Raw genomic sequence first — 22,393 nt, forward strand, 5'->3', positions numbered from 1 at the left:
TATTTTTATACAGAACTTACTATCTACTCCTTATTATTAAAGGGATTTTTCAGTGTTGTCGCGTTTATATAATTTTATGCCTGGTTTACAAACGTTGTTTAATTATCAGCGCCAATGGCTTGCCGACGATATGCGAGCAGCCTTATCAGTTGCAGCCGTGGCATTGCCTGTAGCTATTGCTTATGCGCAGCTTACCGGCGTAAATGCCGCCGTTGGTCTCTATTCTTGTATCTTACCTATGATGCTTTATGCACTATTTGGTACCTCTAAACAGCTTATTATTGGCCCTGATGCCGCAACCTGTGCGGTGATTGCCGCAGTAGTGACTCCACTTGCCGCAGGCGATAGCTTTAAACATTGGCAATTAGTGATCACCATGACCGCAATGACAGGTATCTGGTGCTTTATTGCCAGCCGCTTTAAACTAGGTGTACTTGCTGACTTTTTATCAAAACCTATTTTAATGGGACTGCTCAATGGCGTAGCTATTACCATTATTGTTAGCCAGTTTTCAAAAATATTTGGTTTTACCTTTGACGAACGCTACTTACTGGAGCGCTTAGGAGGTGTGCCAACCTATTTATCGCAAACTCATATTCCCACCTTGCTAATGGCTTTATTAACGCTGAGTGCCTATTTCGCTTTCAAACGTATTAAACCAAGTTGGCCTGCCTCTATGCTGGCAATCACATTGGCTGCAATCTTAGTTTGGTTATTCAACTTAGAACAGTTTGAGATAAAAACCATTGGCGTTGTAACGGGTGGCTTACCTATATTTAACCCTCCAATGTTTGATATTGGGGTGATCCGTGAGCTCGTAGTTCCTGCACTTAACTTAGCCATAGTCAGCTTTGTAAGTATGATGTTGACCGCACGAAGCTTTGCTGCAAAAAATGGCTATGACATTAATCCAGATAAAGAATTTAGAGCCTTAGGTATTGCCAATTTAGCCTCAGCATTGTCGCAAGGTTTCGCAGTTAGTGGTGCTGACTCTCGTACGGCTGTTAACGACAATGCCGGCGGTAAAACTCAATTAGTATCGATTATAGCGGCTGTTATTATTGCCATTATTGCGTTATTTTTAACGGCTCCCCTTGAGTATATTCCCAGTGCAGCACTGGGAATTGTGCTTATTATTGCTTCAATTCATCTCATCGATTTAAAGGCGTTATGGCAATTAAAATTTAAAGATAAGCAAGCATTCTACTTAGCATTAACTACGTTATTTGCGGTGTTGTTTATTGGTGTAATCCCTGGCATAACGCTTGCTGTATTATTGGGTTTATTTCAATTTATCCGCAGCGTTATGCGTCCATCTGACACTATTTTAGGTATTGATGCCAAAGGGGTAGTAAGAAGCCTCGACGAAACAGATAAAGCCAAAGCGATACAAGGCGTTTTTATTTATCGATTCAATTCGCCTTTAACTTACTTTAACGTGGGTTACTTTAAACGTCGCTTATTAGAGCAATACGCCCGCCAGAAAGACGATATAGAATGCGTTATTATCGACGCTGTACCTTGTTTTACTCACCTTGATTTAAGTGTAATGAGCATGCTTGCCGACTTAGATGTAATTTTTAAAAAGCGCCATATTCGTTTAGAGCTTGCTGGCAGAAAACGTCAATTGCTCGCTTGGTTTAAAACGGCAGGAATTACATCTGGTAAAGAGGGGATTTATGTTCACTCAGACTTGTATATCGCCCTACAAAAAAACAGTGTGAGTCAACATATTACTGAAGCCGCTTTATTTAAATCGCCTAACCAAAGCTCAGCTTAGTTAGAATTATTAGTTATCATCTACTACACTCAAATTGTAGATAAAATATGGTGATGACTCATTTCATTAACTGAAAAATATCTGAGACTCAGTGCAAAGAATGTTTTCTTTATTAACTTGTTAAGCCTTAAAAAGATATCGCAAGCAAAAATGAAAATGCCATACCATGCAGTATCAAAATACTCGTGCAGCCGCTTATTTTATGGCTTATCAAATAAAGTATTATTGATGAGAACAATTAAGCACTGCAAAAAACCAATTAAAAAATGGAGTTATTATGAAATATACACTCTTAATTGCATGCTTAATGGCACTGGCAGGTTGTGATAAAGGCGTTGATTCACCAAAAGGATTTAGCTTACCCGAAGGTAATGCAGAACAAGGTAAAGCCGTGTTTTTAAAATATAAGTGCTTGGCATGTCACACCCTTGCAGGCGTTGAAGATAGCAGCGTAACAAAACATGACGATATTTCTATTAAGCTAGGAGGTAATAAAACCAAAATAATTACTTATGCTGAGCTGGTAACGTCAGTGATTAATCCCTCCCATCGGTTTTCTAGGCCTTATAGACCCGACGCCAGAAATGAAGATGGCAGTTCAAAAATGACGGTATTTAACGATACCATGACCGTATCTGAACTCACCGACTTAGTCACTTTTTTACAACCAAACTATAAACTTATTCCGTACCACAGAACTAATTACCAACTTTACTCTCACTACAAGTAAATATTGATAGCAAAAAAAACCGTTGTTAAACAACGGTTTTCTTTATGCGTTTTATCTACTCGGCATTAACCATTTCTTCAAACTTCATACCGGTTAGCTTGGTCAGCACTTTAATTACATATATAAAAATACCAATAAGCATCAGCATAGAAGGAATGGCAATAACGGAATAACTTAATAGGGTCATTTCGCCAAGTTGTTCGTTAAATTCCACACTACCTGCGGGGCTAGTAACAATCCATTTAGCTAAGAGGTAATTCATAGTTGATGAAAACACAAAGGTCAGCGCTAATAAGTAATTAGCGTTAGTAATTTTTTGTTTAAAGCTTTGCGTATTGCCGCGCTCAGCAAGGGCATCGTAAATAGTGTCTAACTTGAATAAAAGTGAGTTTAATAAAAGTTTGGCTAGCAAGGGCTTACCAAAAAAGCCCGACATTAGCACTGTAAAACCAATAATTGCCGGTATAGCCGCTTCTTTAATTGCTAACCACTCAACGTTAAGCTCAAACAGCGCTATACCACCGGTAAGTAAAGTACTTAAAAAGCCCAAAAGTGAAATAAAGTTTAATGAGCCCGCTTTTATAAAATCATAAATACCATAACTAATAGGAAATATGAGCGCCACAATTAAGCCAACCACACTACCTAAATATTCAGGGCCAGAGAACTTCATTAAAATGACTGAAGGAATGATGATATTAAATACTATTTCGATAAGCGGATTATTTTTTTTACGCTGCTTTGTGGCTTGATTATGACTGGTCATTGTTAATTCCAAAAAATATTACTGCTGCATCACTTTCCTCCTGTGTGGAGTAAATAATGTTTTAAAGTGCCTTGAAGCATAATACCTGCAATGCAGCCGCTATTCTAGCGCAGCACACAACCACCCGATTTTTTTAGGTCGCTATCTTATCAAATGCTATTTTTATTAATAAATAATTTATCGAACGCTCTATATTCTTACGCTGAGTGTTCATTATTACAGAACACATTTTTTACAGCTTGGAAAACCTTCATGCTTGCTCTAGTATCTAATTGTCTTAGCTCAATAATTTGCATTTTAATGAAATCATTTCCATCACTGTATTTTGCCAATTTATTTTTAATTATTGGTACCGGCTTACTTACAACCTATTTAGCCCTGTATTTAGGTAAGCAAGGCACGTCCACATTTTGGATAGGCTTAATGACCTCGTGTTATTACCTTGGCTTGTTGCTGGGCTCTAAACTTGGTTACCACCTAATAAAATCGGTAGGTCACATTAGAACCTTTGCCGCCAGTACCGCTGCTGTGACAGCCTGCGTGGCCGCCCACGGGGTGAGCGATAACCTATACATATGGCTTGCTTTAAGGCTGTTTGTTGGCTTAGGTATGATGTGTAATTACATGGTGCTAGAAAGCTGGCTAAACGAACAATCAGCGCCTGAATCTCGCGGGCGAGTCTTCTCTTTTTATATGATCACCTCCTACCTAGGCATGATTTTAGGGCAACTAGCGCTCGCACAATTTCCTGAGCTAGGGTATGCGCCGCTATTTTTAGTGTGCATGGCGTTGGCTATCGGCATTATTCCAATTTCTATCACTCGTAGAATTCACCCAAAACCGTTAAAACCGATAAAAATGAGCCTATTTGATTACGCTAAAAAAGTGCCTCAGTCGCTTACTGCGGTGCATTTCGCGGGCATTATTAATGGTAGTTTTTATGGTCTATCGCCTATTTTTGCTAAGCTATCTGGCTTTGGCGCCGCTGAAATTGCTATTTTTATGTCGGTGACTATTTTTGCTGGCTTGTTAGCACAATGGCCTATGGGGATGCTCTCCGACCGTATTCGCCGCAGTGTGTTAATTCGTACTAATGCAGCAGCTATCGGAATTGTAAGTTTGGCATTGTTTTTATTACCTACCTCACAGCCTATTGCCTACATACTCACTTTTATATTTGGTTTGTTTGCCTTTACTTTATATCCGCTTTGTTCGGCACTGGCCAATTCGCGGGTTGAAGACGAAGAACGCGTAGGCGTATCATCTGCATTATTAGTCGCTTTTGGCGCTGGTGCTGCAATAGGCTCAACAGTTAACGCACAGCTTATGAGCTACTTTGGTCACCCAGCATTGTATGCGTCTATTTCACTATTAACCGTGGCCATGTATTTACTGCTGACCTTTATTAACTCAAAACAAAAAGTTGAACAGCCTGAACCCAGTGATTATGTGGTCGGTACATCCGATGTTACAAACTCGCCACTGGCCGCTACGATGGATCCGCGCATTGAAGAAACCACCGCGCAAGATCAAATGTTGGTAGTAAATGAAGATGATGATGAATTTTTTGAGCATCCCCAAGGGGAGCTGTTTAAAGATCTTCACGAAGATGACGTGAAAAATTAAGTTTCTATTCAAAGCATTAGTAATGCATAACAAAAAAGGGGAGCCTCCCCTCTTTTTTGTTATTTTTACTACTTAATACATTACTGGCTTATCTGTGGCTTAATATCGCTTAAATCTAAATGGATAGTCATTTCAAAATTCTCAGGCTGTACAGCAACATCACTCAAACCTGTTCTCGCAAAATAATCTTCAAAGTCTTGCTGATATTTAGCCGAAAACTGCGTATACGCGGTAATAAACAAACTCAACTTTTTAGCTATTATTAGATAGGTAGCGGCAAGTTCCCGCAGTTTTTCAGGTTCAGCAAAGGCAAATTCAGCATAAATATTAAAGTCGTTTCCGACAGAGGTTTTACCATAATCAGACAAAAAGCCTGCGTTATAATCGGGTGCAGATTTATACTTTGTAAGCGCGTCAAAATTAGATGCTGCGGGTTTCCAGTCTTTTGGCAGCAAAGCTTGCCATGCAAATATAACGAAAGGTGAACGTATATAAACTAACGAGCTTAATTCATGATGAACCCCCTTCAACGAATTTTCGAAATTAAAATTCATGCCATTCCATCCTGAGAGATTAACTAGAATTATGGAATTACTTGAATAGGTTCCTCCAGCAGCAGCCCCCTCTATAAGCATAGGTCCAGAAAGGTAAATAGCGTCAATTGCTTCAGCAACAAACCCTGGAGGATAGGTCGTTAATGCGGCCTCAATACCATCGAGTGACTCAGAAGCATCTGCAAGCGTAGTCATTTCCATTTCAAGAATTGGAGGCTCTCCATCACTAACTGCAAATTGTTCAGGGAAAAATAAACGGGGTTCACCAGCTTGAATGTCTACTTGGTGTGTTTTGGATAAACGATTAGCTTGCTCTGTTTCACTTTCGAAATATGAACACGCACTAACAAATAATAAAAAAACGAATATTGCTTTTTTCATTTATAAAATCCTTTTTAATGAGCATGCCTGAATGTTGCCACCGCCACTACTGAGAAGCAAAATCTAACAACAGCAGGGAAGCAACTTAAAGCTCTAAATTTCATCTACCTAGAGTAGATAAAATAGAAAATAACAGGCAAACCTTAAATTAACTACATTCTTTTTAGCCAACCCAAAATAAAAAAATCAAGAGACCTTTTATATAGGTTAAATACTACCCCTGTATTTTTAATTAAATTTTAAAACTATTTCACCCCTTTTCTATTTGCCAGCCGTTATAGCTCTGAAACAACATAATAAGTTAATTTGGAGCGGCTTATGCACACACTTGAATTTCCTAAAAACCCCATGTTCAAAACATCAACAGCTATTATTGGCGGTGCTGTGATGACCTTTATTGCATTTGCCTTTATGCAATACTTAATTAGTGGCGAACAAAGAGCACCTATAAAATTGGGTGATGATATTACTGTTGAGATTTTTCAAGCACCAGAAGATAAACAAACCACGCATATTAAAAGAATACCGCCACCACCCACACCTAAAGTGCCGCCTAAAGCACCACCACGTGTAACACCTAGTAATGAGCCAATAACAGCAATAAGCACTGCACCACCCATAGTAATTGACGGATTTGGTAACGATATGAAGCAAACACTGACCCGCCCTACGGGAGATGCTTCACCCATTGTGCGCATAAATCCAAAGTACCCAACTAGCGCAGCACGTGATGGTATAGAAGGCTGGGTGCAACTTAGCTTTAATATTTCACCCACTGGTGAAGTGATTGATGCCACGGTAGTAAATGCTGAACCAAAACGCATATTTGATCGCGAAGCACTTCGCGCTATTAAACGCTGGAAATATCGTCCAAAAGTAATTGAAGGTGTGGCACAATTACAAACAGGTCAAACCGTACAGCTTGATTTTAAATTAGACAGTTCGCAGTAAAGGAATAAGCGCCTATGCTATTGAGTATTAAGTCATGGTTATTTGAAGCGCCAAGCAAAGACTGCATGGCGCGGTATGCAAAAAGTGGCGACAACCGCCACTTAGAGCAGCTTATTGCCTTATACAGTAACGATTTATATCACTACCTAGTTACCCAGTCTAATACACATTTAGCATACGACGTAAGCCAACAAACATGGCTAAAGGTTATTGAAAAGCGCCACCTTTACCAAGCACAAACCACGCCCAAAGCCTGGTTATTTAAACTCGCACGCAACACCCTAATAGACGAATACCGCAAACAGCAACACTTTGTCGAGCTTGACGAAAACAGCCAACTACCTGCGCAAAATAACAATCAAAGTGAATTAACAAGTAGTGACTCACACATAGGCGACACACACATAAGTTATGAAGCGTTTAATGCTGCGCTCAAGCAACTTAGTTTTGTGCAGCGCGAAGCCATCACCTTACAACAAGAAGGCTTTAGCCTTGCCGACATAGAGCTTATAACGCAAAGCAACGCCCAAACCATAAAAACAAGGCTACGCTACGCCAAACAAAACCTAAAACAATTATTAGGAGATTATAATGAACAAGCCTGATGAGCAGTTTAATGAAAAGCTCACACAACATTATAACGAGCGTAAAGCACGCACCAGACTTTCGCACGCTCAGCAACAGGCGTTAAAACATAGCGTAATCCAAAAACAACCTAAAAAGCTTGGCTTTGCCCTGCAACTCACGAGCCTTACCTGCGCATTGGGCTTACTGGCTTTTATAGTGCTCGACAGTAACAACGTGATAAATACTTCCCCTAAAACCGTATTAAACACCATAGACATACACGACTACTCGTTTATAACAACGCATGAAATAGATCAAACAGGTAACTACGCAAGCACTATAACGCAACAAAAACGCGCGCTCGACACCCAACTAGCAAACGACTTACGCCGCCATCAACAACACCACATAGAATACGGCACGCTCGTAAAGGTCGACAACGACTGGTACATAGCCAGCTGCAATGACGAAGTACTCGTACAAATTAAGCAGTCACTGCTCAGTGATTTAAAAGGAAAACATGCAGTTGAAAGTAATATAAATACGGGTGATATGCTGGCCATGGCACATAACGGCAAAGGGCAGATTATTGCGCTGAAGCATGCTGGGGCTGGGGTTAAGATGTGCGGGGCTTAGGTGGTTTAGCTCAGTTAAGATTGGTGGTAATTTAGATAAATTACCACCGAGAACACAGAGGCGCTTCGCGCTGCACAAAGGTAGTTAACTATCGCCCATATAATCTAATGGTGAGGAAAGCTCTATAAAATCACGATATTGCTCTTTGGTAATTTTGTTGTATTCATCTTTGATATAGATATAGTCAAGCCATAATAAAGTAACTTCTGGAGAAGCTTCTATTTTATGCTTTGCTAACGCCTTTTCTGTGTATTGCAGTTCCGTTAAATCATCATCACTAGAAGAAATCCAAAAATCATAAGGGTTTGATTCTGAGACAAAAATACTGCAAAAAATATTCTCAATAAATTTAGATAGTGAAATAGGGTAATTTCCCTCAAAGTACTTATTATCTTTTGGAACGAAACGGCCGTTATGGAATTGAGAGGTGTATGACTGTGGCTCAATAAAATAGATTATCTCGGCTAATAAATACTCTTTTGATATATCCTTTTGTAAGAAGTCAGCTAGGCTAATATCTATGATCTTATTTTCATCACCTCGTTCTGTTCTTTTGAACCTACCATTTATTATCTCCTCATAAAGTGGGTGGTCTTTTTCATGGATACAAAACAAAATAGCGAGCACAAGCACATCTACTTTTTTACCATTTGGTAAATTTGCAATAATGGCAGTAATACGTTCAGTAATTTGAATAGCTGTTCTTGCTGATACCTGAAAGGCATCTAGAACAACTGAAATATTAGCTAAAGCTATCTCTGGTGTCTTTGTGTAGGGAAATATTTCAATATTTTTACTTTCTAAGTACGCAGATTCAAATTTAGTTGTATCGCTGTGTACTGATAAAAAATCCTTTAAAACAGGACGCTTTAAACTGTAACGACTATTAAAAAAACGGCCTAAATAAACCTTAGCGTCAAACCCTTCACCGTATATTGATTTTATTGTATGTTGAAGCTGATCGGTATCCGTAGCCACAACAAATACGATACCTTTAACATCAAAAATATGTTTAATCGTCTCTAGCATTTCGACCGCATAACTTGGGCGACAGCGATCTAATTCATCAATAAAAATAAATATGGGTAGCGACTTACCTTCCTGCTTTTCAAACTTACTTACCCAGTCTGCTAACTTGGATTTGATTACTTCGATGCTTTTATTCTTTGCTTCATGATCTTTAATCAAATTTTGTGCAAGCGCTTTTACTGCTGGTGAAAAGTCGCTACCAGTCAGCTTATTGGTATTTTGATTCTGATCGTTATCAATTTCATCATCGGAAAATAACAGTGCATGCAGTTCATCTATATCTATACCTGATATTTTTTTAGTTAAACCTTGTGCAATAGCAGGTGCTACAGCCTTAAACATCGAAACTGCGCTTTTGGGAATAGTTATATCAAATTTCGCCTGAAGTTGTAGCTGCTTAATAATCCCCGAAATTACAGTTAAAAACGGATCGTCTGAGTAATCTTGCTGCCAAGCATCAATATATACAACGGGATAATTTACAATTAGCTCTTGTGACCAACGCTTAAGAAAATAGGTTTTCCCCGCTCCCCATTCAGCATTGAGATTTAATACATAGTTTTTCTTTTGGTCATCAGGTTTACTTTCGTCAAAGCCTTCTTGAGCCAATAGCCTTGATAAGAATGTGGCATAACGAGCGCGATCTAATTTATCAGCAGGAAAATATTCCCCAAGTGAACGGTTGGTTGACTTGCTCCAGTTGAAGTCTTTAATATCGTGCATTTAATTTCCCTTTAAATCATTCTTTTTCACATAGTGCCATACAACATTCAATAAACGTAACCTATTAATAAAAAGCTATTATTATTTATCTCTGTGAAGCGCGTAGCGCCTCGGTGTTCTCGGTGGTGATCAATCTTAAACAAAAAAGCCTGCACTAAGCAGGCTTTTGATTAACTCACTTTGTTGGGTTTCGCTACGCTCAACCCAACCTACAAAACAATTAAGCTCGTTACTAAGTAAGCTACAAACGTTAGGCCACCGCCTACTAATGCATAGGGTAATTGGGTTTTAACGTGGGTGAGTAAATCACAACCTGAGGCAATAGCTGATACTGCGCTGGTGTCGGATATAGGGGAGCAGTGATCGCCAAATATGCCGCCACCTAAAATAGCGCCTACCACCAGCGATGGCGGTAAACCAAGCGCTTGAATAAGCGGTACGCCAATGGGGATAAGTATGGCAAATGTGCCCCATGATGTGCCTGTAGTAAACGACATAACCGCGCCAGTTAAAAACAGTACTGGTACTATTAAATATATTGGTAAGTAATCGCCAACCAAAGATGCCACAAACACGCCTGTACCTAGCTCTTTTAAGCTTGCACCCAAGGTGAGCGAGAGCAATACAATACTTACCAGTGGGAGTAATTCACCCATGCCTTTAAAGCCAGTATCGACTAATTGGTGGTGGGTAAACTGGCGCGAACTAATCATTAAACAATAGGCCACAACAATAGCCAACACAGTGGCATACAATACTGATTTTGAGCCACTACCCTCGGCAAGTACCCCGTTACCAGTGTAAAACATAAAACCGACCATGCTCACAATCAGCGTAAGTAATGGCACCAACATATAGCGTGCTTTAGAGCCTTTTACTTCTTCTTTTAGCTCGGTTGTTTGTAACTCTAACTTTTGCTCGGCTACTTTCATTGGCCCGTGTACTTTATCGAACGCAATGGTATAAAAAACAATAACCAAGGTAATTATGGCGTAAAAGTTATAGCCTACGCTGCCCCACAATACCGATACTGCCGACTCGCCTAATTCGTAATTACCTAACAAGCCCAGTACAAATGCACCCCAGCCATTTAATAAAATTAAAATACACACAGGGGCGCTGGTGCTATCGATTATATAAGCTAAACGCGCGCGGCTCATTTTAAATTTGTCGAACAGGCCGCGAGATAAAATACCCGAGGTAAGCACACTTAAGTTTGACTCTATAAATACCGCAACGCCGGTAAACATAGTTAAAAAGCCCACTTGGCGCTTACTTTTAGCAACGCCTTTGTTCATCAGCAAATTAACAGTAGCAGCAACACCGCCAGACTCGCGAATATAGGCAAGTAAGGCACCTATTAAAATACTAAATATGAGAATACGGGTATTACCGGGAGAACTGGCCACAGCAACTATGCGCTCAATGCTATTTAAAAACGTAGTAAATACGCTATTTCCTTCACCTTGTAATGCGAGTAAAAATTCCGATGAAATTACCGCAACAAGCAGCGCCATAATGACTTCTTTGCGCCAAAACACAATAATAATGGCAATCAGTGGTGGCAAAATAGAATACCAAGACATAGCTAAACCTTTTTAATTTTTATAATAAACGCGGCTTTAACAGCCTTGGTTAGTTAACAGTTAACTTAATAGATTTACATCATTAAGTCACTCACTGAGTTTGCTGATTTAACAGCGCCTCATAAATTAACGAAACGATAGAACCATACTGGGCGGTTTCGAAATTCTTACCTACAAACTGATAACGTTTTTCACTACCTTTAATTGGTGAATGGCGTGCATTGGTAAGTAAGATGATGGCTAAATCGTAAGCGGGATCAATCACAGTTACTGTGCCAGTCCAACCTGTGTGTCCATAAGCTTGTGGGCTGGCATACGGGCCAAAGTGCCAGCGCCGCGCTTGATTATTTCCTGCAAGACGAAAGCCTAAGCCGTAGGTTTCATCGGTACTTTGTGGGGTTAAAAACTGCGCCAAACTACTGGCATTAAAAATTTGCTTATCGCCGTAACCGCCCTTGTTGAGTAACACTTGGCATAAAACGGCTAAATCGGGGGCATTACTAAATAGTCCTGCATGGCCTGCTACACCATCAAGTGAATAAAAAGCACGCTCATCATGTACCTGCCCTTGCAATACATTGGTGCGAATATTATCAAAATGAATACGGCCATCGCGGGTATTTCCACTTAGCTCCGTGGCGGCAAACTGCTGACGATTAAAGCCTTTTTTAAGCGGGTTAAATAAAGTGTTGTTAAGCTTTAAAGGCGCGTAAATATGCTGCTCTAGGTATTCGTCGAGCGGTTGGCCGCTAATACGCTCAATTAAAACTCCTAAAATCATGTAATCAATATCAGAGTAAACATGCTGGGCGCTTGGCTCGCTAGCTAATGGCACGCTGGTGAGTAGTAATAGTTTGGTGGTGTCGCTGGTTTGTGAAAAAAACGCTTCGCCATAGCGGGTGTCTTTTCGATGAAAGTCGAACACTGGCGGATAACCGGCTTTATGAGTGAGTAAATCTTTAACTTGGCGCAGCTCTCGTCCATCGCCTTGGTATTCTGTTAGGTAATCACTCACCCTATTATTTATATTTAACCGCCCTTCGCTCACAAGCTTCATTAGCGCAAAGTTAGTGGCAAATATTTTGGTGTTTGAGGCTAAATCAAAGAGTGTATTTGTTTGCATGGGCTCTGGGCGTAATAACATTAAGTCATTTTGCTGATATTGCTTGGCATCACCATAAGCGGTTAATTTTAATATCTTACCTGCTTTAATTACCGCTAATACCGCACCAGGAAAGCCCTCACTTACATCTTTTTCTATTAGCTTATCTACGGCACTAAAATCAATAGTTTTAGCCGCTGAGCTATTTAGAGTAGCAAAGGCAAATCGCAGCGTTAAACTGCCGTCAGCAGGTTGAATGTTATCAACCTTAAAAGTGTTAACTCCGTTGTGAGTGTACTGCCCTAAATTAAAGGCATACTCAGTATTTTTTTGCAGGGTATCAAGCGCTAACTTTTTATTATTAATATAAATATCGGCACTTAAGGCGCTTTCATTTTGTAGTAATAATTGCCCGCGCCCTTTATACGCTTTAAAGGTGCCACGATTATTTACATATTCTCGGCTACTGGGGTTGGGCTCAGGAAAGGTGGCAATAACTTGCGCATTAGCGAGGCTCTGTATTTGATTAGGAATAAACGGGCGCTGAGATTTAATTGCACTGCTTGCGCCACTGCAACCGGTAATAATAAAGCAAAGCGCAATAGTCAGCGCGTTAAAAAAAGTACGCTTTGCTAGCACGGAAAAATTTAAATACACACACATTCCTTATTGGTAGAGCAAATAAGGCGCTCTTTGCTGTTTAAATTGCTCAAGCCCCGCTTGCCAGCTTTGTTTAATTTGCGCTGCCGACTCACCTGCTTCTATGGCGAGTCTTAATTTATCAGTTCCTGCGAGTTTATCCATAAAGTCGGCACGCTCAAAAAACAGCTTTTTAGCCTCAGTCAGTTGCTGGTAAGCATTAATTAAATAATTTAAGTTTAAGCCAGTGGTATCACTATGGCGTAAATCAATCCCTTTCACTAGCTGGTTTTTAAATTTAGGATTAAGCGCTGCGCCTTTTATTGAGCGAGGGGTAAAGCTAAAGTCCCCAAGTGCTATCGGTGAATAACCAATAACCTGAAATGCAAAGTCGGTACCTCTACCAATACTAATGGGCGTTGCCTCAAAAAAGCACAACGAGGGATACAGCGCTATTGACTGATCGTTGGGTAAATTAGGGCTTGGTTTTACTGGCAAACTATATGGTGTTGTGCGGGTGTAATGATCAACAGCAATGACGCTCAGCTGTAACTCAGCCGCTTGATTGATCCAGCCCTCGCCTTTGATCATTTTAGCTAGCTCGCCTACCGTCATACCGTGTAATACAGGGATTGGGTGCATACCCACAAACGATTTAAACTGCGGCTCTAAAATTGGCCCGTCAATGTGGCTAATATTAGGATTTGGTCTATCAAGTACAATAAATTCAACACCCTGCTCAGCAGCGGCCTCCATCATGTAATGCATAGAGCTAATGTAAGTATAAAAACGTACGCCCACATCTTGAATATCAAAAATAATGATATCAATATCGCTTAGCACCTTGGCGCTTGGTTTTTTGTTTTTTCCGTAAATAGAAATCAGTGGAATACCGGTTTTGCTATCAACGGCGTTTTGTACATGCGCTCCCGCGTCATGATCGCCTCGAAAGCCATGCTCAGGTGCAAAAATTTTAGTAATATTGATGTTTTTAGCCAGCAAGCTATCAACTAAATGCGTTTGCCCCACAAGAGAGGTTTGGTTGACCACCAGCCCTACACGTTTATTTTTTAATTGCGGTAAGTACAAAGCAAACTGCTCTGCACCTACGGCGATTGTATGTTTAGCCTCATTTGCATGTGTAGCAACAGTAAAAAGTGCGCTTAAAATAAATAAGAATATAAAAAATACGGTTTTAAACATACGGCAAGATCCTTTTAAACAAGACGTTTAAAATAACACAGCCGAGTTTAAAGAGCAGCTTAGGTTTTAGGTTTTAGGTTTTAGGTTTTAGGTTTTAGGTTTTAGGTTTTAGGTTTTAGGTTTTAGGTTTTAGGTTTTAGGTTTTAGGTTTTAGGTTTTAGGTTTTAGGTTTTAGGTTTTAGGTTTTAGCAATGAGAAGCTGTGCTGCTAATATAAGCAAGTTCTTTGTATATTTAAGTTTTTAAGGGCGTTATTCACAAAGAGGTTAAGAGGCGTTGCGCTTTTAGAGAAATGATTAAAACATTATAAATAAAAAGCGACGCTTTCAATGTAAGCAAGCTCTACGTCTGCTTAAAATTTTAACTGCGGTATTTAGTTGGGTTTAACTGATAGCTGAAGACTTTCTCAAATTTTAGGCACAAAAAAACCGACTTAATGTCGGCTTATGTATGAAAGTGGTGGGCGCAGGACGTATCTTCTAAGAGTGAACCTCCGACCGTCTGGTTCGTAGCTTACTACTTTTCCATATTCACTTTATTTCAGACATAAAAAAACCGACTTTCGTCGGTTTCTTTTCTATTAACTTTTGTAGTAATAGAAAGTGGTGGGCGCAGGAGGATTCGAACCTCCGACCGCCTGGTTCGTAGCCAGGTACTCTATCCAGCTGAGCTATGCGCCCACTTTCATATTTACTTATTTATACTCTAAGTGAGAGTTGAAAGTGGTGGGCGCAGGAGGATTCGAACCTCCGACCGCCTGGTTCGTAGCCAGGTACTCTATCCAGCTGAGCTATGCGCCCACTTTCATTTTGCTTGTTTTAACTCTAAGCAGAGCGTTCTCTAAAAGAGAGTAAAGTATGGTGGGCGCAGGAGGATTCGAACCTCCGACCGCCTGGTTCGTAGCCAGGTACTCTATCCAGCTGAGCTATGCGCCCATACTTTATTTTACAAGATTTCGCCATTTAAGAAATGGTGGAGAGGGAGGGATTCGAACCCTCGATAGAGCTACAAACTCTATACTCCCTTAGCAGGGGAGCTCCTTCGGCCACTCGGACACCTCTCCGTCTTGTGGGGCGTATAATAAAGATTTCAGAAAATATGTCAAACACTTTTCTGACAAAAGTGACTATATGGCTATAGATTGCACACATGTCTGGTTTTAAAGTGTAATTAGTTTGAAAATTAATCAGATTAGGTATTTGAAGTGCTTGAGTTTACGCCCATCACTGGCACTAGTTCGTCAGTAAGTTCAGCAAGATATTGCTCTTGGTAGCCTAACTTCTGAAACTCAGCAATACACGCGCGGTAATAAGCTTGTCGCTCTTGCTCTGTGGTGCTCTCATCGGGTAAAGATTCTACTCGTTTAACTTTCATATTATTTCTCTAAGTCCTTTAGAAATTTTTATTTTTTACGACTAAGAATGACCGTGTACAAATTCCGGTCATATTTTAGCTAAAAAATTCACATAAATACAACATAATGTTTAAAAAACAATCATACCAAAAAGTTATAGTACTGCTTTTATGTTACTAAGCAGTCGGCCAACTTTATGATAATGAAACTGAATTAAGGGTTAACACCCCTTTATACTTACACTTCATTATCAGTGTAGTACTTATTAATTAAAAGCCCTAATGGAAAGTTTAAGCAATGTCTCACAAACAATAGGGCAAAAAAAACGCCACTAATTAGCGGCGTTAATAATTTTTTAGTTTATTCCTTCAAGCTTAGTCAGCTTGTGGGCGCATGTGCGGGAATAAAATAACATCTTTGATAGTTGATGAGTCAGTAAATAGCATCACTAAACGGTCAATACCAATGCCCTCACCTGCCGTTGGTGGTAAACCATACTCAAGTGCGCGAATGTAATCTTCATCGTAATGCATTGCTTCATCATCACCGGCGTCTTTCTCTTCAACTTGGCGAGTAAAGCGCTCAGCTTGATCTTGTGCATCGTTAAGCTCTGAGAAACCATTTGCAAGCTCACGTCCGCCAACAAAAAACTCAAAACGGTCAGTTACAAATGGGTTTTCGTCGTTACGACGTGCCAATGGCGATACTTCCCACGGGTAACCAGTAATAAATGTCGGTTGGATGAGCATATGCTCAGCCGTTTCTTCAAATATTTCACATAAGAACTTACCTGGGCCCCATACGCAGTTTTCAGGAATTTTAACGTGTACTTGTTTAGCGTACGCTTTTAATTCTTCAAAGTGGTTTTCTGGGTCGTTAAATACCGCAGCATCAAACTCAGGGTTATATTTTAAGATAGCATCTGCCATGCTTAAACGTGTGAACGGTTGACCAAAGTCATACTCTACTGAATCAACAACGTCGCCGTTTTCATCTTTAGTGGTGTTAACCACAATTGGGCTACCTAATACGTTAGTTGCTACTGTACGTAACATATCTTCGGTGATGTTCATTAAATCAATGTAGTCAGCGTACGCTTGGTAGAACTCAATCATAGTGAATTCTGGGTTGTGACGCGTTGATAACCCTTCGTTACGGAAGTTACGGTTAATTTCGAATACACGGTCAAAACCACCAACGACTAAACGCTTTAAGTAAAGCTCAGGCGCGATACGTAAGTACATGTCGATATCAAGCGCATTATGATGAGTTACAAACGGACGTGCCGATGCGCCACCAGGGATAACCTGTAGCATTGGCGTTTCTACTTCCATAAAGTCGCGGTCTGCTAAAAAGCGACGAATACCTTCAACCACTTGTGAGCGAATACGGAATGTTTCACGCGTTGCTTCGTTAGTAATTAAATCAACATAACGTTGACGGTATTTAGTTTCTTGATCTGATAAGCCATGGAATTTTTCTGGTAGCGGGCGAAGTGACTTAGTCAGTAGTTCGTACTCAGCCATATCTACGTATAAATCGCCTTTACCCGATTTATTAAGCGGACCTTTAACACCAATAATATCGCCAATATCGAGTTGGCCATATTTTGCTTTTAAATCTTTTTGTACGTCTTTTGATGCGTAAACTTGTACACGGCCTTTCATATCTTGAATAGACATAAATGGACCACGCTTAGCAAGAATACGACCCGCAATCGATACTACATGCTGTAATTCGATTAACTCTTCTTTACTCTTATCACCAAACTCAGCCTGCAAATCTGCCGTGTAATGCTCACGACGGAATTGGTTTGGATGACCGTTGGCTGGGCAATTTTCGCGAATAGCGTCTAATTTGCCGCGACGCTCAGCGATTAACTTATTTTCGTCTTGGATTTGATCAGTCATTTTTTAGCTCTTTTTTAGCTTGGTGGTTATAAACCAGATTTTAAGCTGGCTTCAATAAATTTATCTAGGTCGCCATCGAGTACCGCTTGTGTGTTACGGTTTTCAACGCCAGTACGTAAATCTTTAATACGCGAGTCATCAAGTACGTATGAACGAATTTGACTTCCCCAGCCAATATCAGACTTGTTGTCTTCTTGGCTTTGCTTTTCAGCATTTTGCTGTTGTAGCTCAAGCTCAAATAATTTCGCTTTTAATTGCTTCATTGCTTGGGCTTTATTTTTATGTTGTGAACGCTCGTTTTGACATTGCACCACGGTGTTGGTTGGTACGTGAGTAATACGTACCGCCGATTCAGTGGTATTTACGTGCTGACCACCCGCGCCTGATGCACGGTAAACATCTATACGTAAGTCAGACGGATTAATGTCAATTTCAATGTTGTCATCAACTTCTGGGTAAACAAACGCAGAAGCAAACGAGGTATGGCGACGGCCACTTGAATCAAATGGGCTTTTACGAACTAGGCGGTGTACGCCTGTTTCAGTGCGTAACCAGCCATAAGCGTATTCGCCAGAAAAACGTACCGTTGCGCCTTTAATACCAGCAACATCACCATCGGTCGCTTCAACTAGCTCCACTTTAAAGCCTTTTGCTTCACCCCAGCGTAAGTACATACGCAGTAAAATATTACACCAGTCTTGTGCTTCAGTACCGCCAGAGCCTGACTGTAAATCAAGGTAAGCATCGTTTGAGTCGTGAGTACCTGAAAACATACGACGAAACTCAAGCCCTTCAAGCTGCTGGTTTAAATCAGCTAGTTCGCTCTGCGCTTCATCAAAAGTGTCTTGATCTTCAGCTTCCACAGCAAGCTCTACTAAACCTTCAACGTCGTCAGTACCGGCTACTAATGTGTCTATGGTTTCAACCACGGCTTCTAGTGCAGACTTTTCACGACCAAGGGCTTGTGCGCGCTCAGGCTCATTCCATACGGCTGAATCTTCAAGTTCGGCGTTAACTTCTTCTAAACGTTCTTGTTTAAGAGCGTAGTCAAAGGTACCCCCGAAGCAGTTCAGTACGTTCGCGAATTTCCTTGATTTGATTAATCACAGGATTCACTTCAAACATGTACATTACTCCAAAATGGCTAGGTTATTGCGCACTTAAAAAAGAGACCGAGCGCAATTAAAAATCATCAAATAATAAAAACGCCCGATTTTAACAAAAAACCGCGCGTTTTATTAGCCTTTTATGCATGGTTTGAAGATATTTTTTAAGCCACTTTTTCAAGCTCTCTAACTATAAGTTGTAAGCTAAACTTACCTCTAAACTCGTTAATATCGAGTTGGTACGCTACTTTAACAAACTGCGCCTCGGTATCTGGCCACGCTTTAACATCAATGCCAAAGGCAATGGCATCCACTAAGCGTGCAGACTGATGCTTTAATACCAGCTTTAAGTGTTTTTCACCCACAATACGCTGCTGGATTACTTCAAAGGTGTGTTCAAATATCGGCTCAGGAAACTGCTGCCCCCACGGCCCCGATTGTTTTAAAAGCTGCGCAAAATCCATGCTAAAGCAATCATTAGGTAGCTCACCATCGGTAAACACAATGCAGCGTTTACTTTCTTCGCTGAGTTGCTCGCTAACCGCACTATCAAACGCGCGTTTAAACTCAGTAAATTGCTGCTCGTTAATACTTAAACCTGCTGCCATTGCGTGGCCGCCAAATTTATTAATTAAACCGGGTTGCGCAGTGTTTAATCCCTCTAGTAGGTCGCGCATATGCAAGCCTTCAATAGAGCGACATGAGCCTTTAATTTCACCATTTTCGCCACCGGCAAATATCACGGTTGGGCGATGGTATTTTTCTTTTAAGCGCCCCGCTAAAATACCAATAACGCCTTGGTGCCAATCGTCTTGATATAAACAAATAGCATCAGGCACACTGTCTTCTTTAAATGCCAGCCTATCAAGCACAGCTTGCGCCTCTACTTGCATACCTTGCTCTATTTCACGTCTAGCAAAGTTTAAGCTATCAAGCTCGCCAGCTATGCGCCTAGCTTGATTTATGTCGGTACTGAGTAAGCAGGCTATACCTAGGCTCATATCATCTAAACGCCCTGCTGCATTTAAACGCGGCGCTAATGAAAAGCCAAAATCGCTGGCACTCAAACGAGCTGCATTGCGATTAGCCACTTCAATCAGTGCGGTGATACCTGGGCGGGTTTTACCGCTGCGAATTCGAGCCAGCCCTTGATGTACTAACGTACGGTTATTTGCATCCAGTGCCACCACATCGGCCACCGTACCTAGCGCTACAATATCAAGCAAATCAGCAATATTCGGCATAGGATGTTGGTTAAAGTAGCCTTGTTCACGCAGCGCACTTCTCAGTGCGATAAGTAAATAAAACGCCACCCCAACACCGGCTATCGACTTAGAGGGAAAATCACAGTCATGGCGATTAGGATTAACAATAGCATCGGCATTAGGCAGTTGCTCACCTTGTAAATGGTGATCTGTTACCAGCACTTTAATGCCTGCAGCTTTAACAATATCAATGCCTGCAACACACGAAATCCCGTTATCTACGGTGATCACTAAATCAGGCTGAATAGTCACTATTTGCTCAGCCAATGCTGGGCTTAAACCATAACCTAGACTAAAGCGGTCTGGCACTAAGTAATCTAAATGGGTAAAGCCAAACATGGCCAGCCCTTGCATTAAGGTGGCGGTGCTGGTTGCGCCATCGGCGTCAAAGTCGCCCACAATAAGTATTTTGCTTTGTGCGTGTAGGGCTTCAATTAACAGCTGGCTGGCTTTGTCTATATCTTTAAATAATTTAAAGTCGAGTAAAGTGGCCGCACTATTATTTAATTCATCAGCATGGCAGACGTTACGCGTGGCATAAATTTGCTTAATAACAGGGTGTAGATGACTTGGTAGGTGAGAGTCGTCAACGGGTTCTCGCGCGATGATCATTTTTTTCATGCTGGTTTTTAACTTATGATGTTCATAACAAAAAGACAAAAAAAGGCCATAAAGGCCTTTTTAAACAGTTACTCAGGTTTTTAATTAACCTGCTTTGTTGGCCTCAAGCGCAGCGCTTAATGCGGCTGCTGGTTGGTAGCCTGGGATCATGGTGCCATCTTCTAAAATAATAGCCGGTGTACCACTAATACCAAAACTTTGGCCTAATTGGTAATGCTCTGCTACAGGGGCGCTACAGCCTTTTACAATTTGTGTATCTGCACCCGATTTAGCTTCAGTAAGTGCTCCTTGCTGATCTTTAGCACACCATACATTCATTAAATCAGCATAACCTGACCCTTGTAGGCCACCGCGTGGAAACGCTAGGTATTTAACCGTAATGCCCGATTCAAGTAGGTCATCAAGCTCACGGTGTAATTTACGACAGTAACCACAGCTAATATCGGTAAACACGGTAATGCTGTGTTTTTCTTCTGGCGCTTTATACACGATCATTGAATCTTCGTATTCTTTTAACCCTGATTGGCGCACACCGTTAAGTGCTTGCTCGGTCAAATTACTACGGTTGTTTAAATCGATTAGTGTACCTTGCATTAAAAATTGACCGTCTGGGCTTGCATATAGTACCCCTTTATTAGTGATCAATTCTTTTAAGCCTGCAACTGGGCTTGGGTTAATTTGTTTAACAGTTACCCCTAGCGCGGCAAATTTTGTCACGATAGGATCTGTAGCATCCGGAGTGACTACAACGCTATTAGCAAAAGCGCTCAAACTAGTGCACAACATGGCACCTGCTAACATTAATTTTTTCATAACGGGTTCTCTATCCTAAAAATACTTATCTTATCGTGTCTATATGACCGGCTTAGTGACAAAAAAATTCGCTTAAGCACGAGGATGATGCTCAGCATGCACCGATTTTAATCGCTCATTCGCTACATGCGTATAAATTTGGGTAGTTGATAGGTCGCTGTGGCCAAGCATCATCTGCACCACACGCAAGTCAGCCCCATGATTTAATAAATGCGTTGCAAATGCATGTCGCAAGGTATGGGGTGATAACGGCGACTCAACGGATGCCAAAATAGCATAGTGTTTAATCCGATGCCAAAAAGTTTGTCGTGTCATGCCTACCCCTCGTTTAGAAGGAAATACAAAATCAGTGGCGTGTTTTATCATTTGCGCGCGCCCGAGCTTTAAAAACTGCTCGAGCCAATACATAGCTTCTTCACCTAAAGGCACTAGCCGCTCTTTGTTTCCTTTACCTTTTACAAACACCACAGCTTGGCGCAAATTTATTTGCTCCATTCTCAGCCCCACCAACTCAGTTACCCGCAAGCCCGTTGCATACAAGAGCTCTAGCATGGCTTTGTCGCGCAGACCCATTGGTTCTTCTGTATTGGGGGCACTTAATAGCGCCTCTACTTCAGCCTCAGAAAGCGTTTTTGGTAACGACTGCCCCGCTTTAGGCTGAGCAATATTGACCATAGGTGAGTCACTAATTATTTTTTCACGCACAAAGTACTGATAAAAACGTTTTAATGCACTAATGCTGCGCGCAGTACTGCGTGGCTTTAGCCCTAAATCAACACGGTGCGCTAAGTAACTTTCAACGTCGAGGCTGGTTACCGTCATTAAGTTTTCGCCTTTTAAAAATTGGCAAAACTTATCTAAGTCACTGCGATAAGCGCTCAGTGTGTTTTCACTTACACCTTGCTCTAAATAGAGGCTATCAAGAAAGGTTTCTAAAAAGTCGCTATTGCTGCTTAGCTCAGTATTTTGTTCAGGTAAATCGTCAGATAGCGTTGTCACGTTGTGATCTCATGTTGGTAATACCACGGGAGAAGGTATCAATTAAAAATACC

The 22,393-nt window shown here is 40.9% G+C and carries 18 protein-coding genes and 4 tRNA genes; 6 read left to right on the plus strand and 16 right to left on the minus strand.

The window, feature by feature from the left end:
• Positions 1-52 precede the first annotated feature (52 nt).
• The gene (locus tag B1F84_RS12665; protein ID WP_131691635.1) at positions 53-1,780 is read left to right on the plus strand and encodes a SulP family inorganic anion transporter; all 1,728 of its coding nucleotides are present in this window, start codon (positions 53-55) and stop codon (positions 1,778-1,780) included.
• Positions 1,781-2,057: 277 nt separating this feature from the next.
• On the plus strand, positions 2,058-2,510 hold the full coding sequence (locus tag B1F84_RS12670; protein WP_008111390.1) for a c-type cytochrome: 453 nt from the start codon (positions 2,058-2,060) through the stop codon (positions 2,508-2,510).
• Positions 2,511-2,565: 55 nt separating this feature from the next.
• Here the strand turns inward: B1F84_RS12670 and B1F84_RS12675 are convergent, their stop codons facing one another.
• Complete coding sequence (locus tag B1F84_RS12675; RefSeq protein ID WP_131691636.1) at positions 2,566-3,276, minus strand: VC0807 family protein; 711 nt, start codon at positions 3,274-3,276, stop codon at positions 2,566-2,568.
• A 300-nt stretch (positions 3,277-3,576) separates the two neighbouring features.
• Here B1F84_RS12675 and B1F84_RS12680 point away from each other — a divergent pair, with 300 nt between their 5' ends.
• A complete protein-coding gene (locus tag B1F84_RS12680) occupies positions 3,577-4,902 on the plus strand; it encodes an MFS transporter (protein ID WP_131691637.1) in 1,326 nt (441 codons plus the stop codon).
• Positions 4,903-4,982: 80 nt separating this feature from the next.
• On the opposite strand, the gene B1F84_RS12685 is transcribed toward B1F84_RS12680, so the two are convergent.
• Entirely contained in the window at positions 4,983-5,837 is an 855-nt protein-coding gene (locus tag B1F84_RS12685; protein ID WP_131691638.1) for a hypothetical protein, read from the minus strand.
• Between the two features lie 318 nt (positions 5,838-6,155).
• On the opposite strand from B1F84_RS12685, the gene B1F84_RS12690 reads away from it, so the two are divergent.
• Genes B1F84_RS12690 through B1F84_RS12700 form a run of 3 tightly spaced genes read left to right on the plus strand, consistent with a single transcriptional unit; the run spans position 6,156 to position 7,991 of the window.
• The gene (locus B1F84_RS12690) at positions 6,156-6,788 is read left to right on the plus strand and encodes an energy transducer TonB (RefSeq protein WP_131691639.1); all 633 of its coding nucleotides are present in this window, start codon (positions 6,156-6,158) and stop codon (positions 6,786-6,788) included.
• Between the two features lie 14 nt (positions 6,789-6,802).
• On the plus strand, positions 6,803-7,393 hold the full coding sequence (locus tag B1F84_RS12695; RefSeq protein ID WP_131691640.1) for a sigma-70 family RNA polymerase sigma factor: 591 nt from the start codon (positions 6,803-6,805) through the stop codon (positions 7,391-7,393).
• The gene (locus B1F84_RS12700; protein WP_131691641.1) at positions 7,380-7,991 is read left to right on the plus strand and encodes a hypothetical protein; all 612 of its coding nucleotides are present in this window, start codon (positions 7,380-7,382) and stop codon (positions 7,989-7,991) included. The genes B1F84_RS12695 and B1F84_RS12700 overlap by 14 nt, the downstream gene beginning before the upstream one ends.
• A gap of 84 nt (positions 7,992-8,075) precedes the next feature.
• Here B1F84_RS12700 and B1F84_RS12705 read toward each other — a convergent pair whose 3' ends face one another.
• The 14 genes from B1F84_RS12705 to xerD form a co-directional block, all read right to left on the minus strand.
• The gene (locus tag B1F84_RS12705; protein ID WP_131691642.1) at positions 8,076-9,743 is read right to left on the minus strand and encodes a P-loop NTPase fold protein; all 1,668 of its coding nucleotides are present in this window, start codon (positions 9,741-9,743) and stop codon (positions 8,076-8,078) included.
• 209 nt (positions 9,744-9,952) lie between these two features.
• Positions 9,953-11,329, minus strand: coding sequence for a Na+/H+ antiporter NhaC family protein (locus B1F84_RS12710; RefSeq protein WP_131691643.1), 1,377 nt, complete (start codon positions 11,327-11,329; stop codon positions 9,953-9,955).
• 91 nt (positions 11,330-11,420) lie between these two features.
• Entirely contained in the window at positions 11,421-13,088 is a 1,668-nt protein-coding gene (pbp4b, locus tag B1F84_RS12715) for a penicillin binding protein PBP4B (RefSeq protein ID WP_131691644.1), read from the minus strand.
• Between the two features lie 9 nt (positions 13,089-13,097).
• Positions 13,098-14,273 (minus strand): DUF1343 domain-containing protein, encoded by a 1,176-nt coding sequence (locus B1F84_RS12720; protein ID WP_131691645.1) that lies wholly within the window; start codon positions 14,271-14,273, stop codon positions 13,098-13,100.
• 602 nt (positions 14,274-14,875) lie between these two features.
• Positions 14,876-14,952: transfer RNA gene (locus B1F84_RS12725), tRNA-Arg, on the minus strand.
• Between the two features lie 43 nt (positions 14,953-14,995).
• Positions 14,996-15,072, minus strand: a tRNA-Arg gene (locus tag B1F84_RS12730).
• A 58-nt stretch (positions 15,073-15,130) separates the two neighbouring features.
• A tRNA-Arg gene (locus B1F84_RS12735) sits at positions 15,131-15,207 on the minus strand.
• 35 nt (positions 15,208-15,242) lie between these two features.
• Positions 15,243-15,335 (minus strand) — tRNA-Ser (locus tag B1F84_RS12740).
• A 128-nt stretch (positions 15,336-15,463) separates the two neighbouring features.
• On the minus strand, positions 15,464-15,646 hold the full coding sequence (locus B1F84_RS12745) for a hypothetical protein (protein ID WP_131691646.1): 183 nt from the start codon (positions 15,644-15,646) through the stop codon (positions 15,464-15,466).
• Between the two features lie 354 nt (positions 15,647-16,000).
• Entirely contained in the window at positions 16,001-17,536 is a 1,536-nt protein-coding gene (lysS, locus tag B1F84_RS12750) for a lysine--tRNA ligase (protein ID WP_008110670.1), read from the minus strand.
• A 26-nt stretch (positions 17,537-17,562) separates the two neighbouring features.
• Positions 17,563-18,661 (minus strand): peptide chain release factor 2 gene (prfB, locus tag B1F84_RS12755; protein WP_131691647.1). Its coding sequence is split into 2 segments (ribosomal slippage): positions 17,563-18,585 and positions 18,587-18,661, totalling 1,098 coding nucleotides; the frame shifts between segments, so codons are not numbered across the junction.
• Positions 18,662-18,806: 145 nt separating this feature from the next.
• Entirely contained in the window at positions 18,807-20,528 is a 1,722-nt protein-coding gene (gene recJ / locus B1F84_RS12760) for a single-stranded-DNA-specific exonuclease RecJ (protein ID WP_131691648.1), read from the minus strand.
• Between the two features lie 84 nt (positions 20,529-20,612).
• Positions 20,613-21,341 (minus strand): bifunctional protein-disulfide isomerase/oxidoreductase DsbC, encoded by a 729-nt coding sequence (gene dsbC, locus B1F84_RS12765; RefSeq protein WP_131691649.1) that lies wholly within the window; start codon positions 21,339-21,341, stop codon positions 20,613-20,615.
• A gap of 72 nt (positions 21,342-21,413) precedes the next feature.
• Positions 21,414-22,340 (minus strand): site-specific tyrosine recombinase XerD, encoded by a 927-nt coding sequence (gene xerD, locus B1F84_RS12770; RefSeq protein WP_131691650.1) that lies wholly within the window; start codon positions 22,338-22,340, stop codon positions 21,414-21,416.
• Positions 22,341-22,393 lie beyond the last annotated feature (53 nt).

Source organism: Pseudoalteromonas sp. DL-6 (assembly GCF_004328665.1).
Lineage (GTDB): Bacteria > Pseudomonadota > Gammaproteobacteria > Enterobacterales > Alteromonadaceae > Pseudoalteromonas.